Annotated in this window: 13 protein-coding genes and 1 pseudogene; 9 read left to right on the plus strand and 5 right to left on the minus strand. The window is 68.8% G+C overall.

The genetic code is table 11. The features are described from left to right. Positions 1-74: 74 nt before the first annotated feature. Complete coding sequence (locus ACIHCL_RS08405) at positions 75-764, minus strand: N-acetylmuramoyl-L-alanine amidase (protein WP_399858473.1); 690 nt, start codon at positions 762-764, stop codon at positions 75-77. A gap of 61 nt (positions 765-825) precedes the next feature. Between ACIHCL_RS08405 and mnmA the strand changes: the two genes are divergently transcribed. The 5 genes and pseudogenes from mnmA to ACIHCL_RS08430 all read left to right on the plus strand — a co-directional run bounded on the left by mnmA (position 826) and on the right by ACIHCL_RS08430 (position 8,091). After that, positions 826-1,953 (plus strand): tRNA 2-thiouridine(34) synthase MnmA, encoded by a 1,128-nt coding sequence (mnmA, locus tag ACIHCL_RS08410; protein ID WP_399858475.1) that lies wholly within the window; start codon positions 826-828, stop codon positions 1,951-1,953. A gap of 111 nt (positions 1,954-2,064) precedes the next feature. Then, entirely contained in the window at positions 2,065-3,333 is a 1,269-nt protein-coding gene (locus ACIHCL_RS08415; RefSeq protein ID WP_399858477.1) for an ATP/GTP-binding protein, read from the plus strand. Next, positions 3,330-4,211 carry an RloB family protein gene (locus tag ACIHCL_RS08420; RefSeq protein WP_399858480.1) on the plus strand — a complete coding sequence of 294 codons (882 nt, stop codon included), beginning with the start codon at positions 3,330-3,332 and terminating at the stop codon, positions 4,209-4,211. Before ACIHCL_RS08415 ends, ACIHCL_RS08420 begins: the two co-directional genes overlap by 4 nt. 118 nt (positions 4,212-4,329) lie before the next feature. Then, positions 4,330-6,854 (plus strand): annotated as a pseudogene (locus ACIHCL_RS08425) (N-6 DNA methylase). 124 nt (positions 6,855-6,978) lie between these two features. Beyond that, positions 6,979-8,091, plus strand: coding sequence for a restriction endonuclease subunit S (locus tag ACIHCL_RS08430; protein WP_399858482.1), 1,113 nt, complete (start codon positions 6,979-6,981; stop codon positions 8,089-8,091). Between the two features lie 3 nt (positions 8,092-8,094). On the opposite strand, the gene ACIHCL_RS08435 is transcribed toward ACIHCL_RS08430, so the two are convergent. After that, positions 8,095-8,298, minus strand: coding sequence for a DUF397 domain-containing protein (locus ACIHCL_RS08435; protein WP_399858484.1), 204 nt, complete (start codon positions 8,296-8,298; stop codon positions 8,095-8,097). Positions 8,299-8,309: 11 nt separating this feature from the next. After that, positions 8,310-9,164 (minus strand): helix-turn-helix domain-containing protein, encoded by an 855-nt coding sequence (locus ACIHCL_RS08440; RefSeq protein WP_399858486.1) that lies wholly within the window; start codon positions 9,162-9,164, stop codon positions 8,310-8,312. Positions 9,165-9,449: 285 nt separating this feature from the next. On the opposite strand from ACIHCL_RS08440, the gene ACIHCL_RS08445 reads away from it, so the two are divergent. From ACIHCL_RS08445 to ACIHCL_RS08455, 3 genes are all read left to right on the plus strand, one after another. Beyond that, a complete protein-coding gene (locus ACIHCL_RS08445) occupies positions 9,450-9,926 on the plus strand; it encodes an ATP-binding protein (protein WP_399858488.1) in 477 nt (158 codons plus the stop codon). Between the two features lie 150 nt (positions 9,927-10,076). After that, complete coding sequence (locus ACIHCL_RS08450) at positions 10,077-13,634, plus strand: type I restriction endonuclease subunit R (protein ID WP_399858490.1); 3,558 nt, start codon at positions 10,077-10,079, stop codon at positions 13,632-13,634. 55 nt (positions 13,635-13,689) lie between these two features. Beyond that, the gene (locus ACIHCL_RS08455) at positions 13,690-14,424 is read left to right on the plus strand and encodes a M48 family metallopeptidase (RefSeq protein ID WP_399858493.1); all 735 of its coding nucleotides are present in this window, start codon (positions 13,690-13,692) and stop codon (positions 14,422-14,424) included. Between the two features lie 79 nt (positions 14,425-14,503). Here the strand turns inward: ACIHCL_RS08455 and ACIHCL_RS08460 are convergent, their stop codons facing one another. Together ACIHCL_RS08460 and ACIHCL_RS08465 are read right to left on the minus strand one after the other, a co-directional pair. Then, the gene (locus ACIHCL_RS08460; RefSeq protein ID WP_399858495.1) at positions 14,504-15,307 is read right to left on the minus strand and encodes an alpha/beta fold hydrolase; all 804 of its coding nucleotides are present in this window, start codon (positions 15,305-15,307) and stop codon (positions 14,504-14,506) included. Between the two features lie 207 nt (positions 15,308-15,514). Next, entirely contained in the window at positions 15,515-15,931 is a 417-nt protein-coding gene (locus ACIHCL_RS08465; protein WP_399858497.1) for a DUF427 domain-containing protein, read from the minus strand. Positions 15,932-16,123: 192 nt separating this feature from the next. Here ACIHCL_RS08465 and ACIHCL_RS08470 point away from each other — a divergent pair, with 192 nt between their 5' ends. Next, positions 16,124-16,663 carry a TIGR00730 family Rossman fold protein gene (locus ACIHCL_RS08470; protein WP_399858499.1) on the plus strand — a complete coding sequence of 180 codons (540 nt, stop codon included), beginning with the start codon at positions 16,124-16,126 and terminating at the stop codon, positions 16,661-16,663. Positions 16,664-16,701 lie beyond the last annotated feature (38 nt).

Below are 16,701 nucleotides of genomic sequence, written 5' to 3' on the forward strand. Positions count from 1 at the left end.
CGGGGTCCGGTCCCATGGAGCGCGCGCACGGCGGGGTGCGCCGCGCGGACAACCGCGCACGCGGGCGCGGGCGTTCAGCCCCGCGAGGCGTCTGCTCGCCCACCCGCCTTCCGGGCCGCCCGGACCAGCTCCAGATACCGGTCCCAGTCCCAGTGCGGCCCGGGATCGGTGTGGTTCGCGCCCGGCACCTCCACATGTCCGACGATGTGCTCACGGTCGACCGGTATCCCGTACCGCTCGCAGATCTCCGCTGCCAGCCGGGCGGAACCTCCGTACATCGCGGCGGTGAAATCCCGCGGCCGGTCCACGAACCCCTCGTGCTCGATGCCGACGCTCCGCTCGTTGTACGACCGGTTCCCCGCGTGGAACGCCACGTCCAGCTCACGGATCATCTGCGTCACATGTCCGTCCCGGCGCACCACGTAGTGGGCCGCCGCGCCGTGGCCGGGGTCCTGGAAGACCTGCACCGCGCTCCGGTAACTGCCCTCGGTGACATGGATGACGATCCGGTCGACCGCGTAGTCCGCGGGGCGGTCGGCCCGGCGCCAGTTCGCCTCGGACGCCGATATCCACCGGGCCCGCGCGTAGTCCACCTCGCCCGGTGTCCGCGGCTTGTCCACCCCGGGCAGCCGCCACCAGGCCCGTTCCAGCTTGTCCCGCGCCAGCACGGCCGTGCCCGCCGCCGTGGCCGTGGCGGCGCCGATCAGCAGTCCGCGCCGGCTGATCCCGCGCCCGGACCCCGCCGCGCTCTTCGACGTACCCATGTGATCCCCAACGCGTATCCGCGAGCGTTCCGTTCCCGGGGCGCCGTACCCTGGTGGGGCTATGACTCAGATTTCCCAGCGTCCCCTTCGCGTGCTCGCCGCCATGTCGGGCGGTGTCGACTCCGCCGTCGCCGCCGCGCGCGCCGTCGAGGCGGGCCACGACGTGACCGGCGTGCACCTCGCGCTCTCCGCGAACCCGCAGTCCTTCCGCACCGGGGCGCGCGGCTGCTGCACGATCGAGGACTCCCGAGACGCCCGCCGTGCCGCGGACGTCATCGGCATCCCGTTCTACGTCTGGGACCTGGCGGAACGCTTCCGCGAGGACGTCGTGGACGACTTCATCGCCGAGTACGAGGCCGGGCGTACCCCCAACCCCTGCCTGCGCTGCAACGAGAAGATCAAATTCGCCGCGCTGCTCGACAAGGCTCTGGCCCTCGGCTTCGACGCCGTGTGCACGGGCCACTACGCCACCGTCGTCCTGAACGAGGACGGCAGCCGCGAACTCCACCGCGCCTCCGACATGGCCAAGGACCAGTCGTACGTCCTCGGGGTCCTCGACGAGAAGCAGCTCGCCCACGCGATGTTCCCGCTCGGCGACACCCTCACCACCAAGGACGAGATCCGCGCCGAGGCCGAGCGCCGGGGCCTGGCCGTCGCCAAGAAGCCCGACAGCCACGACATCTGCTTCATCGCGGACGGCGACACCCAGGGCTTCCTGGCCAGCCGGCTCGGCACGGCCGAGGGCGACATCGTGGACGAGTCGGGCACGAAGGTCGGCACCCACGAGGGCGCGTACGGCTTCACCATCGGCCAGCGCAAGGGCCTGCGCATCGGCCACCCCGCCCCCGACGGCAAGCCGCGCTACGTACTGGACATCTCCCCGGTGAACAACACGGTCACGGTCGGCCCGGCCCAGGCCCTCGACGTCATGGCCCTCACCGCCATCAGGCCCCGCTGGTGCGGCACCGCGCCGTCCGGCCCCGGCACCTACACCGCCCAGCTCCGCGCCCACGGCGGCGAGACCGAGGTCACGGCGGAGCTCGTCGACGGCACCCTGCACGTCACCTTCACCGAACCGGTCCGCGGCGTGGCCCCCGGCCAGGCCGTCGTCCTCTACGACGGCACCCGCGTCGTCGGCTCCGCGACCATCGCGACGACGGTCCGGCGCGAGAGGGCCGCCGCGAGCTGAGGTTCGGCACTGGCACGGCCGGGGCCGACGTCATAGGCTGCACCTGCGGATCGTCCGCAGGTGGTGTACGTACGACGGGGCCAGCCTCCCCGTCCTGTCGGGAGGCCGAGGGTGCTGCTGCGTTTCCGGGTGGCCAACCATCGCTCCATCCGTGATGAGTGCGAGCTGTCGCTGATCGGCTCGGAATCCGGTGAGAGCCGCGCCCGTGCGACCGGGCTGAGCCACGAAGGACGCGAGGTGTCGGCGCTGCCGGTACTGGGGGTCTTCGGGGCCAACGCGGCGGGCAAGAGCAACCTGCTCAGCGCGCTGCGCGACATGCGCGCAGCCGTGCGTACCTCGTTCGCCGACTGGGCGAAGACGCCGGGCGTGCCCAGGAAACCGTTCAAGCTCGACCCGTCCTGCGCGAAGGAGACCAGCCTCTACGAGGTGGATCTCACCCTCGGACGCAGCCGGACCCGGTTCACGTACGGCTTCGAGCTCTCGGACGAGCGTGTCGAGGCGGAATGGCTGCACGCCTACCCCCAGGGGAAGCGCGAGATCTGGTTCGACCGGGAAGCGGGGCGCTCCGAGGCGGAGGGCGGGGAGTTCATCTTCGAGGACGGAGGGTTCAAGGGCCGCCGCGACGACCTGGTGGCGCTCACCCGCCCGAATGCCCTGTTCCTCTCCACCGGCGCCACACTCAATGACCCCCAACTGGCCGCGTTGCATCGCTGGTTCCTGGACAACCTGTGGCTGGTGACGCCCGGCGCTGACGTCGAGCACCGGACCAGATGGACCCAGGACCTCATCGAACCGAACTCGGAGAGCGGTTACCGCGAGCGTGTCATGCACTTGCTGGCAGCCGCCGATCTCGGCGTCACCGGCATGGACGTCGACCCGGAAACCGGTGAGGTGAGACTGCGCCACCGCATGGCGGACGGGAACGATGCCCCGCTGGACTTCCTCACCGAGGAGTCATTCGGCACGCACGCCTGGTTCGCCTTCCTCGGACCGATGCTCATGGTGCTCGACAAGGGCGCGGTGCTCCTCGTGGACGAGCTGGACTCCAGCCTGCACCCGACGCTGGCGGCGGAAGTCGTACGGATCTTCCAGGATCCGAAGGCCAACCCGCGCAACGCCCAGCTGATCTTCACGACGCACGACGCGACCCTGCTCGGCAGCGAGGTGCTGGACCGCCCGCTCGGCCGTGACCAGGTGTGGATCACGACCAAGGGAAGATCGGGTGCGACCGAGCTCTATCCCGTGACTGCCGCCCATCCGAAGGACGGCGAGAACCTGGAGCGCGGCTACCTGCGTGGCCGTTACGGCGGCGTGCCCCGAGTCAGCGCGGGGGAGATCGCCCGCGAACTGTCCTGGCAGGAGGAGAAGGCGACAGCGTGAGCACGTGGGGTGGGCAGCAGCAGGGACAGCAGCACGGCGGCCGGGGGCGGGCGGACGAGCAGCCGCGGCGGAAGCGCAAGAGCCGGAAGGGCGACGAGAAGCCCTTGGTGGCGCCCACACCGCCGCCGCTCGCCGACAGCCGGGCGCAACGGGTTGTCTATGTCGGCTGTGAGGGCGAGTCGACGGAGCCGGACTACCTCAACTACCTCAACGAGCGTTTCGGGGACGGCAGCCGTACGGGCAAGCAGCCGTTCCGTATCCAGCCGGTGTACGAAAAGAACGGACTGACGCCGTCCAGAGTCGTTGCCACTGTCCAGAAAAGGGCGCAGGAGGACGAGGCATGGGCCCTCTTCGACCGTGACCAGCACCACGACATTCCTGAAGCGCTGGATCTGGCGGCGGAGAAGAAGACCGAGGTCTGCTTCTCGCACCCCTCGTTCGACCTGTGGCTGCTGCTGCACTTCCAGGCTTTCGGCGGTCGGCGGAGCGGCAGCAGCGAAGATGTCGTGAGGGCTTTGCGGCAGGCGGACCCGGCCTTCCGGAACTTCGACAGGAGGAACGACAAGAGCGTCAAGGACGGCCGCCGCAAGGCGTTGGAAGACCAGGAACAGAAGGCCGTCGACCACGCCAGAAGCCTTGTCGGACAATGCGAGCACGGTTCCTGCAAGGCGAACCGCTCCAAGCACAAGCGCGTCGACCCCGGTGATGCGCCCGCGTCCACCGAGGCCTGGGCCGCCCGCTCGGGCCATGCCACCGACTGCCCGGTCCTCGACCGCGACCCCTCCACCGACGTCTGGAGGCTGCTCATGCGCCTCGGCATCGTGGACGATCCAGCCGAGAGCTACCGACAGGCTTCCTGGAACTCCTGGGGCACCTAAAATTTCGTAGTATCCCGATCCCCACACCGTACGTACGAAGGAATGGCGCGTGGCCAGAATCACCCTGCCCGAGCTCGAACGGCACCTGTATTCGGCCGCCGACATCCTGCGTGGGCGGATGGACGCCTCCGAGTACCGCGACTACATCTTCGGGATGCTGTTCCTGAAGCGCGCCTCGGACGAGTTCCAGCCGGAATGGGAGCGGGTGTACCGGGAGGCCGAGGAGCGCACGCGGGACGAGACCAAGGCGCTGAAGCGGGCCAACGACAAGGACTCGTACACCCAGGTCTTCTATGTGCCGCCCCGGGCGCGCTGGTGGAAGGGCCCCCACCACGATCCGGAGAACCCGGAGAACCCCGCACCCGGCATCCAGACCCTGACCAGCAGGGTCGGCGAGCGGCTCGACCAGGCGATGGTGGCGCTCGGCGAGGGGAACGACCGTCTCGCCGGTGTCACCACGCACATCACGTTCAACGAGACGATCGGCACCAAGCCGCGCTTCACCGATGCCGAACTCGCCCAGCTCATCCGTCACTTCACGCTCTACCGGCTGCGCAACGAGGACTTCGAGTTCCCCGACATGCTGGGGGCGGCCTACGAGTACCTGCTCGGTAAGTTCGCCGACTCGGCAGGCCAGAAGGGCGGGGAGTTCTACACCCCGCGCGCCGTCGTACGGATGATGGTCCAGCTTGTCGATCCGCAGCCCATGGAGTCGGTCTACGACCCGTGCGCCGGCTCCGGCGGCATGCTGATCGCGGCCCGTGAGCCGTGGAGGAGCACGGCGGCGATCCGACGGAACTCTCGGTCAACGGCCAGGACAAGAACGGCCCCTCCTGGTCCATGGCCAGCATGAACATGGTGCTGCACGGCATCCGGGAGTTCGATCTCCAGCACGGTGACACCCTCACCGAGCCGCTGCACTTCCAGCCTGGTACCAAGCGCCTGCGCCAGTTCACCAAGGTCCTCTCGAATCCGCCGTTCTCCCTGAACTACGACGCCGCACTGGTCGCCAAGGCGGACAAGGACCACGGGGCGCGGATGAAGCACTGGGCGCCGGAGGGTGGCAAGAAGGCCGACCTCATGTTCGTCCAGCACATGGTGGCCGTGCTGGAGGAGCGGGGTGTCGCGGCCATCGTCATGCCGCACGGCGTGCTGTTCCGGGGCGGCAAGGAGCGTGACATCCGCGAGCAGTTGCTCAACGACGACTGCATCGAGGCGGTGATCGGCCTCGGCCCGAACCTGTTCTATGGCACGGGCATCCCGGCCTGCGTGCTGGTGCTCCGCCGTCCCCACCGCAAGCGCCCGAAGCGGGCGAACAAGGTCCTGTTCATCAACGCCGACCGGGACTTCACTGCGGGCCGCAATCAGAACGAGCTCCGCCCGGAGCATGTCGAGAAGATCGTCACCACGTACGAGCAGTGGCGCGAGATCCCCCGGTACTCCCGGGAGGTCGAGGTCGAGGACCTGCTGGCCGCCGAGGCCAACCTCAACATCCGCCGCTGGGTGGACAACTCACCGCCCGCCGAGCCCCAGGACGTACGGGCACACCTGTACGGCGGCGTACCGGTGACCGAGGTCACGGACCGGGCCGAGCTGTTCGGGGCGTTCGGCGTGGATGCGAAGGAGCTGTTCGCCGTACGGGACGACGACCCGGACTACTACGACTTCCTGCCGGAGGGGCCCGACGCGACGGCGGCGCGCATCCCGCGGCTGGCGATGGAGAAGGAGTCGGAGCTGTGTGAGGTGTACGCCACGTGGTGGACGGCACACGCCCCGCTCTTCGCCGGGCTGGCGGCGGACGGCGCGCTGATGAAGCTGCGGAGCGGGCTCCTGGACTCGTTCAAGAAGGATGTCGGCGAGGTCGGGGTGATCGACGAGTTCACCACGGCCGGCATCATCGCCGACTGGTGGTCGACCAACCGCTACGACATGAAGGCGCTGGCGGCGGGCGGGTTCGAGCGGGTACTGACCGGCTGGGTCGACTCGGTCGAGGCAATCGTCGAGCCGGTGGTGCCCGACGGCGAGACGACCGGCCGAAAGACGAAGGTCACGGCGGACGACCGCCGCCGCGCGATGGACCAGCCGGTCGTGCGCGTGTTGATCCCGGAGTTCCTGGACGCGGTGGCGACGGCGGACGCGGCGGTCGGCAACGCCGACGCCGCGTACAAGGCCGCGCTGGAGGCCCTGGCCGAGGCGCGGGGTCCGGAGCCGGAGGACGGGGACGAGGACGCGGAGGGCGCGGAGGCGGAGGAGGGCGCGGAATCGGAAGAGGGCACCTCCGCGGCCTCGCCGGAGGAGATCGCCGCGCTGTCCCGCGCTGCTACGGCCCGTAAGAAGGACCTGGCGGCGGCCAGGAAGAAGCGGAAGGCGCTGGACGACACCTTCCTGCCGCAGCTGCGTGCTGCGCGGGATGTGGAACTGGCGAAGGAGGACGGCCCGGAGCGGGTGGTGCTGGAGGTGCTGGACGGCGACCTGTCCGGCCGCCTGGACTCGGCGATGGCGGCGCGGCGGCGCGAGCTGGTGGCGGTGTTCCGGAACTGGATGGAGAAGTACGCGGTGTCGCTGGAGGACCTGGAGGCGGAGAGCGACGCGGCGGCAGGGGAGCTGGGGAAGTGGCTGGAGGAGCTGGGTTATGCGCGGTAAAGCTAGGCTTTCCGGCCTGGAGCGTTCCTATCCTTCAGTGCCCCTCGGTTCGCTGCTGAACAGAATTGAGTCGGGGTGGAGTCCCTCGTGCGACGCCGTCCCGCCTGCGGCTGATGAGTGGGGCGTGCTGAAGGTCAGCTCTGTTTCCTCGGGGCGATTCGTCGAGGGTGAAGCGAAGCGGCTTCCAGAAGGGATGGGGTCGCGTCCTGATCTGGAAGTTCGTCCCGGCGACGTTCTGCTGACACGCGCGAACGGGGTCCGATCTTTGGTTGGTGTTGCCTGCTACGTATCGACCACGCGCACCCAACTCATGCTCTCGGACAAGACTCTACGAGTAGTGCCCAAGGCGTCAATGGCGCCTGCTTTCTTGGCGCTGTTGCTTTCATCCCAGGGTGTTCGACGCCAGATTGGCGGTCTCCTGAATGGTGGAACTGGGCAGAACAACATTTCGCAGGCAGACGTCCGGGCCCTCCTGGTACCTGACGTCCCGCTGGATGAGCAGCGCCACATCGTCGCCGTGCACGCCACCTTCGAGCGCCGCATCGGGACCCTGGAGAAGATCCTTGGCAAGCTGGAAGTCGCAGAGAAGGCGCTGTGTGCTGACGTGCTGAATCAAGGTCAGGAAGCGGGCTGGCGTGCTTCAGCCTTGAGTGAGGTAGCCACTGTGGCAGCCGGGGTCACTCTCGGGTCCGAGCCCGCCGGTGATGGAACCGTGGAGTTTCCCTACTTGCGCGTGGCCAATGTCCTTGATGGGCGTATCGACACTGCTGATGTTAAGTCAGTCCGCATTCTTTGCTCGCAGTATGAGCGTTACGCTCTCAGGAAAGGCGACCTGCTGCTTACCGAGGGTGGGGATCTCGACAAGTTGGGGCGAGGGGCTGTCTGGGACGGTCGGATCGGTGAGTGCCTACACCAGAACCATGTTTTTCGGGTGCGGTGCGGCGATCGGGTGCTGTCGGACTTCTTGGCCCTGTACACGTCGTCAGCGCAAGGTCGGGCGTATTTCCAGCGCGTGGGCAAGCAGACAACTAATCTCGCCTCGATCAACTCGACTCAGGTGAAACAGATGCCAGTGCCTGTTCCACCGGTCGCGGAGCAGGAACGACTTCTGGAGCCGATTCGTGCGACACGTCGCCGTGCTCAGGCGGTGGAGAACCAGATCGCGAAATTGCGTACGATTCAGCGAGGAGCCTGTGAGGATCTGCTCACCGGTAGGGTGACTGCACCGAGGCCATGACACTCACAGGCGGCCCTGTCCGGCATCGCAAGCCTTGACGCTGAGTAGAAGCGCCCTAACGGCGTCTCGGCTGGCAGTCAGAACGATGTCCGGGCTTTCGCTCTCGCGCAGCGCAACACCACTTTCGTCAGCCAACGATGCAACCTCGACACAGTTGTTGCCGCCGCCTGAGCAGAAAGACGAGCGCTGCCAGTCATGTTCGGACATGGTGGAACCTCTCACAATTCGCGGGCGATTGACCGGATGAGATCGCGTGATTCATCGGGTGGGAGGGCTGATCCTTCCATCAGATCGAGTAGAGAACGGTAATTCCCCAGGGGCGTCGGCGCATCAATGAAGTGACCGCCGAACGAGGTGTCCAGTTGGACCGTGTCGAGCTGTTCGACCGGGCCTTCGGTATACAGGATCGACTGACCGGCACCGTGGAAGGCACCTGCGCGGAACGGGATGACCCGCAAGGTCACATGCGGCAGTTCGGATGCATCTGCCAGGTAGGCGAGTTGCCGACGGGCGACTTCGCGTCCACCGAACTCCAGCCGTAGCGCGGCCTCGTGAATGATGCCGAGGTAGGGAGTCGGGCTCTCGCCGGTGACAACGGTCTGGCGGCTCATGCGGTGTGCCACGCGCAGCTCGACTTCCAGCCTCGGCAGCGGAGGTACGGAGAGATCGAAGATCGCTCGGGCGTGCTCCTCGGTCTGGAATAGACCGGGCAGATGCACTGTCTGGGCTGTGCGGATGCGGGTGGCGAAGTGCTCGATCTCGGAGACGTCCAGGTGTCCGTCCGGGAGCTTGCCCCGGTACTCGTCCCACCAGTGTCGGACGCGACGGCCGCCTGTCATCTCGGCGAGCGCATCGACCAACGCGGAGTCCGCGCACCCGTAGTAGCAGGCGATCTGCCGCATACGGTCCTCGCTGAGGCCTGTGCGCCCTGCTTCGATGTTGGAGATCATGGTGCGGTCCGATCCGAGCAGCGCAGCCGCTTCCTGGATCGATATGCCCGCCCGCTCACGCATCCGTCGGACTTCGACGGCCAAGCGGCGCTGACGGTTGGTGAGTGTGCTCCGTGGGGCCATGGATCCTCTCTCGTAAGCCTGCCCAGTCTTGCAGGGCTCAGGTTCTGCGGTCCAACGCGAACCTGACACTCACTCATTCGTGAATCTCTAGTCACATGTGAGTCGCAGTGCTCTAGCTTATGAGCTGTGCCACACCTGCGAGGGCGGAAGCGCACCGCTCTACCCTGCCCACCCGGGAGGCAGGCCCCGGACCGGCATTGCCACCGTCACTCGCAGCGAGGCAGTCACAGCCACCCATGGCGCAAGCCCACTTCCACCCGCTCGCACGCACCCCAGGAGGTGCCCGTGAGGACCGACCGCCCCACCCCGCACGCCCCCGGCAGCCCGTATGACCTCCATCCCGCTCCCATCCCGTTCGCCGACCCCTGGAGCTACGAACTCGCTTTCCCGCGCGACCCGCGCGGACCCCGTATCGCCCGTACCACCCTCCGGGCCATCCTCGGTGCGCACGAATTGACCGAACTCAGCTATCGGGCCGAGCTGTTGGCGTCCGAGCTGGCCGCCAACTCCGTGCGGCACACCCAAGGCCCCGCCGGCGTACGGCTCCAGTGGCGGCATCCGGTGCTCAGGATCAGCGTCTGGGACCACAGCCCGGACCTGCCCAAGCCATATGTGTCGGCCGTCGGGCAGGACGCCGAAGCCGGGCGGGGGATGGCGATCCTCGAACTCGTCGCCGACCGGTGGGGCGGTTGTGCCATAGGAGAAGGGGAACTGGGCACAGGCGGCAAGACCATCTGGTTCGAGCTGGCGCTCGCCATCTGACCGCTCCTCCGTGCCGGACCGTCACGCCGTTCTGCCCCGGCCCCCGCCGGTTCCCGCCCCTCCCGTATCCCTGTCCACCGGTAGAGTTCCGCGTACACCCATACGGGTGCGGGTGGGTCGTACGATGACGGGCGCGCGGGGAGACCAGGGATGGGTCAGCCGGAGTACGAGAAGACCGAGAAGCCGCTGATCACGCAGTTGGCCGCCATGGGGTGGACGCACCTCCAGGGTGGCCCGCCGCACGGGCCGGCCACCGACCCGGGCACCTCTGAGCGGCGCGGCTTCGAGCAGGTCGTCTACGCGCAACGGTTCCGGGATGCCGTGGCCCGGATCAATCCGGGGCCCGACGGCAAGCCCTGGCTCTCCGGCGCCCAGCTCGACCATCTCCTCGCCCGCGTGCAGGGCACGGCGCCCGGGTTCGGGCCCGCCGGGCGCGGTGTCGCGGGCAATCTGGACGTGACGCGGACCCTGCGCAAGGGCATCAACTCCCGTACCGTCCCCGGGTGGACCAAGGGCGATCCCGAGCACATCAGGCTCGTCGACTGGGACGGCGAGTTCGAGCACGGCAACGACTTCCTCGCCGTCTCGCAGTTCCGCGTGGAGCGCAAGAACGCCGAACCCGTCACCCCGGACGTCGTGCTGTTCGTCAACGGCCTCCCATGGGCCGTCATCGAGTGCAAGGCGCCCCTGGTCAACGCCCGGCGCGAGCAGCGGGCGGCGCTGGACGCGGCCGTCGAACAGGTCATCGGCTACGCGGGCGTGGACGCCCCGGCTCCCGTCGCGGAGTTCGTCCGGTTCGCCCAGGTGCTGATCGGAACCGACCGGGACCACGCCGAACTCGGCACCGTGACCGCCGATTCGCTGCGCTTCGCGCCCTGGCGCACCACGCTGCCCGCCACCGAGCAGCAGGTGCGTGTGGAGACCGGGAAGGCCGGTGACACCCCTCTGAGCGACCAGGACGTTCTGGTCGCCGGGGTGCTGCGTCCGGCGCATCTGTTGTCCCTGGTCCGGGACTTCACTACCCAGGCCGGTAGTGGTACCCGTACCGTCAAGATCGTCGGTCGCTATCCGCAGTTCAAGGCGGTTCACAAGCTGTCCCAGCGGCTGCTGGAACGGCGCAGGAAGATCGAGGCGGGGGAGCCGGTCGACCAGCGGGGCGGGGTCGTCTGGCACACGCAGGGGTCCGGGAAGAGCCTCACCATGGCGTTCCTTGTGCGTCATCTCCGCAGCACACCCGGTCTCGACGGCCACAAGGTCGTCGTGGTGACCGACCGGCTCGACCTGGAGAAGCAGATCCGGGGAAGCCTCGGCGCGAGCGACCAGAAGATCCACCGGGCGTCCAGCGTGGCGCAGGCACGCAGCTACCTCGCGGTCGACGTGCCCGACCTCGTCCTCGTCACCTTGCAGAAGGCGCGCAGGGACGACACGGCGTACGACGGCCGGGAGGAGAAGCTTTCCGACGAGCCCGACGGCGACGCGCATCTGCACAACCACGTCGAGAACTCGAGCTCGGAGATCGTCCTCCTGGTCGACGAGGCCCACCGGGGACAGGCCCGGTGGCAGCACGCGCGGCTGCGCGCCATGCTGCCGAACGCGATGGTGGTCGGCTTCACCGGAACTCCGATCCTCAGCAAATTCCACAAGACCACCGAGGACATCTTCGGACCCTTCGCAGACCTCTACACCCTGCGTGACGCCGAGCGGGACGGGGCCGTGGTTCCGGTGCGGTACGAGGCGTACAGCGTCCCGCTGGAAGTGATCGAAAAGGCGGCGCTGGACGCCAAGTTCGACGAGAAGGTGCCCGCCGACCCCGAGCAGCGCGAGCGGGTGCTGGTGAAGTTCGCCCGCCGCAAGGAAGTCCTCGAAGCGCCTTCGGTGATCGAGGAGAAGGCCGACCACATGCTGAGGCACTGGGCACGGCATGCGCTGCCGGACCGTTTCGGTGCCCAGCTCGCCGCCGTGTCACGGCTCGCCGCCGTCCGCTACCGGGACGCCCTTCTGAGGGCGCGCGACCGCCTGGTTGAACGGATCGACGCCCTCGACCCGGAGCTGGTGCACGATCCGTTCGCAGCCACGGAGGCAGAAGGAGAGGAACGGGAGCTGCTGGACCTCGTTGCGCACCGGGACCTGCTCAGGTCCATCGACGCCGCCGTGGTGATCTCCGAGGTGGATTCGAGCACCGGGCGCAAGGACCCGAAGGAGTGGAAGCGCTGGACCTCGAAGTCCCAGCAGGACGCCTACGTCGAGCGCTTCCAGAAGGGCATCGGAGACCCGCTCGCCGCCGCTGACGATCCCTCGTGGGAGGCGGCCACCCATGGCTCGCCGGCATCCGGACTGGGTACCCCCGGCGGGACGGGAGAAGTCTGGCACCCGGACGGCCCGACGACAGACATCCCGGCCGGCGAACAGGAAGAGCCCGGCGAGCCGCCCATCGCCTTCCTGGTCGTGCAGTCGATGCTGCTCACCGGCTTCGACGCCCCCGTCGAGCAGGTCCTCTACCTCGACCGCGCACTGTCCGGTGCGGGACTGCTCCAGGCGGTCGCCCGCACCAATCGCCCGTACCCGGGGAAACGATGGGGACAGGTGGTCGACTTCGTGGGAATCGGTCCGGAGCTCGCCCGGTCGCTGGGGGAGTACGAAAGGGCACATCTTCGCGAGCTCTACGGCTACGACGCATCCGTCGACCATCTTGACAAGGCGACTTTCACGGGCGAACAGCCCGTCCGGGACCGGCTGCTGCTCCAGACCGACGCGGCGGCCGATGCGCTACTGGCGGACCTGCGCACCCGTATCGCCGAGTTCCTGGACGGTCTGGGCGTCACCTCCCTCACGGTGGAGGAGCAGCGCGAGAACCTGCTGGCCGCCCTTGAGGACCCGCTGTTGCGGGGCGATTTCGACGAGCTCACACGTGAGTTCCTGACCGCCCTGAACGCCGTGCTTCCGAGGCCGGAGGCATTGGGGTACGAGGCGTTCGCCGGTCTGCTCGGCGAGGTCCAGTATCTGGCCCGCCGCCGCTACCTGGACGGACGCGACGACTTCAGCCCGCGTCGATACGGGGCGAAGATCCGGCAGCTGATGGCGCGACACCTGAAGGTGACGCAGATCGAGCAGCGGGTTCCGCCCGTCGAGCTCACGGCCGCGGACTTCATGGAACGGGTCAACGCCAACAGCGACGCACGTGCCCGAGTCTCGTACATGTCGAGTTCCATCCGGGTCCGCATCACGGCCGAGATCGGCTCCGACCGGGCCCGTTACACGCGGTTCAGTCGACGGCTCGACGAGATCGTGCAGCAGATGCGGGACGACTTCGAGAAGGCCGCCGCCGACCTCGCCCAGCTGATCGGCGACATGACGACGGACGAAGCGGAGGACGGTGCCACCGGCACCCGGCTCGACCCGCTGACCGAGCGGCCGGTGCATGGGCTGCTCGTACAGGAGTTGGGTGACGGCACGCTGATTCCGCCGGGTGTGGACCTGCAGAAGGCTGCACGGGCCCTCACCGTCGACATCGCCGGTCTTGTGCGCTCTCCGGACATCGTGCATCTGACGGACACCAGGGACCGGGTCCGCAAGGAACTGCGCTATCAACTGGAGGAGCACGTCGCCCTGGACTGGGAGGACACCGGCCCGCTGGCAGGACTCCTGGTGGAGCTGGCGGTCGAGCGCCGTGACGACTTCCTGCGACACTTGGCGGGGCCCGAGCGCTGATCGGTGGGTGGGGCGACCCCGGGAATCCGTGCCGCCGGGTGGTAGGAATGGCTCCGTGAGCACTCCCGTCCACCAAGCGATCGCGGCGCTCCCCGTGCCGGGGGAGTGGACGTGGCAGGTCGTCGTGCGGCCCCGGCGTCGCACCCTGGGCATCGAGGTCGCCGACGATGGCGGGGTGCTGTTCGCCGTGCCGACGGACGCCGATCCGGTGGCCGTCGCGGACGCCGTCAGGTCGAGGCTGCCGCGGCTCGCGCTCGAAGTACGGCGCAGGCAGCACAGACCGGCGGAACCGGTCAAGGAACTCATCGGTGGTACCAGTTTCTCCTACCTGGGCCGCCGCCACCGACTGAAGGTCGTGCCGGCGCAGCAGGCGCGGCGCGTACGACTTCACCGGGGCTGGCTGGAACTGCCGCGACCGGAATCGGCGGATCAAGGGGCGCGCCGAATCGCCGAGTGGTACCAGGCGTGTGGCAGCCGTTGGTTGACCGCGAGGCTCCCGCTCTACGTCTCCCGGATGGGGACGCCGGTGCCTCTGATCGAGGCCTGCGATCTCGGCACTCGCTGGGGCGCTCTCGGCGTGGATGGTTCCGTCAAGGTGCACTGGGCGGTGCTGCAACTGCCGACCGCGCTGGTGGACCTGGTCCTCGTCCATGAACTGTGCCACCTGCGAACAGCTGGGCACGGGGCGGTGTTCCGACGTCAGGTGCGTCTTGTGCTGCCGGACGCGGATGTCCGGGAGCAGGCGTTCGCCGATGTGGAGCCGGAGCTGTGGCGAGGCGCGGTCGGCTGACGTGTCCGGCCAGCCGGGCCGGTCACCCGCACGGCCACGCCCCACCCCCGTGCGGGCGCGGACGTGCGGGGCCCGGGGATCAGGACGCCCGGCGCAGCGGGGACGCGTCCGCGGCGAAGAATTCCGTCAGCACCGGGGCCACCGCCTGGGGCGCCAGGTCGCGGGTCTGGCCCGTCAGGGTGCGGTGACGGGCGCGCGGAACGGCCTTTGCGAGGGCGTGGGTCGACTGCCGGGCCCGGGCGGAGCTGGAACCGCCGCACACCACCAGGGTCCGGGCGGTGACGGAGGCGAACCGCTCCGCCGGGATCGATCCGTCGCCCAGCAGTGCGTCGTCGTACGCCAGGGTGTGGGCCAGCGCCACCAGGCCGGGCCACAGCGGTGCGCGCCGCGTGCGGGCGATGGTGTCGGCCGGCACGCCCGTCACGGACAGGAACAGCTCCACGGCCCCGGCGCGGTCCTCGGTGGACAGCAGGCGGTGCAGGCGGGCGGTGCAGGACGCCTTGAACCGCGCCCCGGCGGCTCCGGGCGTGTACGTGGGCTCGTACGCCGCGAGCAGATCGATGGGCACTCCGGCGGCGGCGGCCTCCGCGGCCAGTGCCCCGCCCGCCCCCACACCGAACACCGAGGCCCGGCCGCCCACCGCCGTGACGAGTGCGGCCAGGTCCTCGATCTCGCGTTCCACCGCGTACGGTCCGTGGTCGCCGCTGGAGCCGCGCCCGCGCCTGTCGTACGTGACCACGCCGAAGCGCGGCGCGAGGAGATGTGCCAGGGGCGCCTCGGTCTCCGCCGTGCTCAGTGCCCCGCCGACCAGGATCACCGGCGGTCCATCACCCCGGCGCCGATACGCGATCGGAGTGCCGTCGCAGGAGAGGGTCTTGTCCATGGAAGGGCAGACCAGCGCCCCCGCGAAAACTCATCGCTCCCGTCGAAGATTCTTTGAGATTTCTCAATTCCGCTTCTCGGGAACGTTGTTGACGGTCAGTCGGAGACTGTTTGGCGATCTGGCGATCTGGCGATCTGGCGATCTGGCGGTCCGGCGCGCAGGCGCGTGAGCGCACGGCCGCCCATGACGCCCCTCCTCCGCGGCCGTTCAATCGGGGACGGTCTCGGTGTCGTAGAAGCAGAAGTGATCCTTGATCGGGGCGACGTCCGGTTTCGGATCCGGATAGGCCCAGACGAGATCGGCCGCGTCCGGAAGCGACCAGTAGGAGGCATCGCCCTTGAACGGACAGTGCGTCCGGGTGTCCGAAGCGGTCAGGAGTTCCGTGCGGACGTCCTCGGGCGGCAGGTAGTAGCGGACCGGGCAGCCCGTCTCTCGCAGGACGAGCGGGCGGCGGCTCTCGGCGAGGACCTGCCCGCCGTGGACCACCCGCACATGCTCGGTGCCGGGCTCGACGGTGATGCGGTGTCCCGGATGCGACCGCGTCCCCGGGTGTCCCTGTGCCCCCGGGTGTCCCGGCGTGCCCGGGTGTTCCTCGGTGTTCGCGTGTCCCTGTGTGGAGGTCATGCCTTGTTCAGCCGAGTCGTCGGCCGGTTTCTTCCCGTCCTCCCGGCACATCCCTCGCGCGTCTCCGACCGCTCACCGCTCACCGCTCACCGCTCACCGCCGACCGCGGCCGACAGCGCGCGGTCCTCGTGGCGCGGCCGAAACCGGGCCCGGCGGACGGGACCGCCCCCGGCGGCCTCTACGGTGTCAGGCATGAACATCTGCGTCTTCCTCTCCGCCGCCGACCTCGCCGACCGCTACACCCGCCCCGCCCGTGAATTCGCCGAACTGATCGGCAAGGGCGGGCACACCCTCGTCTGGGGCGGGTCGGAGAGCGGGCTGATGAAGGTCGTCGCCGACGGCGTGCAGGAGTCGGGCGGACGGCTGGTCGGAGTGTCGGTCGACTTCCTCGCCGACAAGGCCCGTACCGACGCAGACGCGATGGTGATCGCCCGCGACCTCGCCGAGCGCAAGGCGCTGCTCCTGGAGAAGGCGGACGCCGTCGTGATCATGGTGGGCGGCACCGGGACGCTCGACGAGGCGACCGAGATCCTGGAGCTGAAGAAGCACGGCAAGCACGACAAGCCGATCGTCCTGCTGAACACCGCAGGCTTCTACGACGGGCTGCGCCAGCAGTTCCAGCGGATGGAGGACGAGGGCTTCCTGCCCCTCCCGCTCACCGACCTGGTGTACTTCGCCAAGGACGGCGCGAGCGCCCTGGCCCACCTGGAGGAGGCGGTCGCCCGGCGGTGACCGTCCCTCCGCCCGTGGTGACGGGCCGACCCGGCGGG

The organism is Streptomyces sp. NPDC052042, assembly GCF_044548345.1.
Classification (GTDB): Bacteria; Actinomycetota; Actinomycetes; order Streptomycetales; family Streptomycetaceae; genus Streptomyces.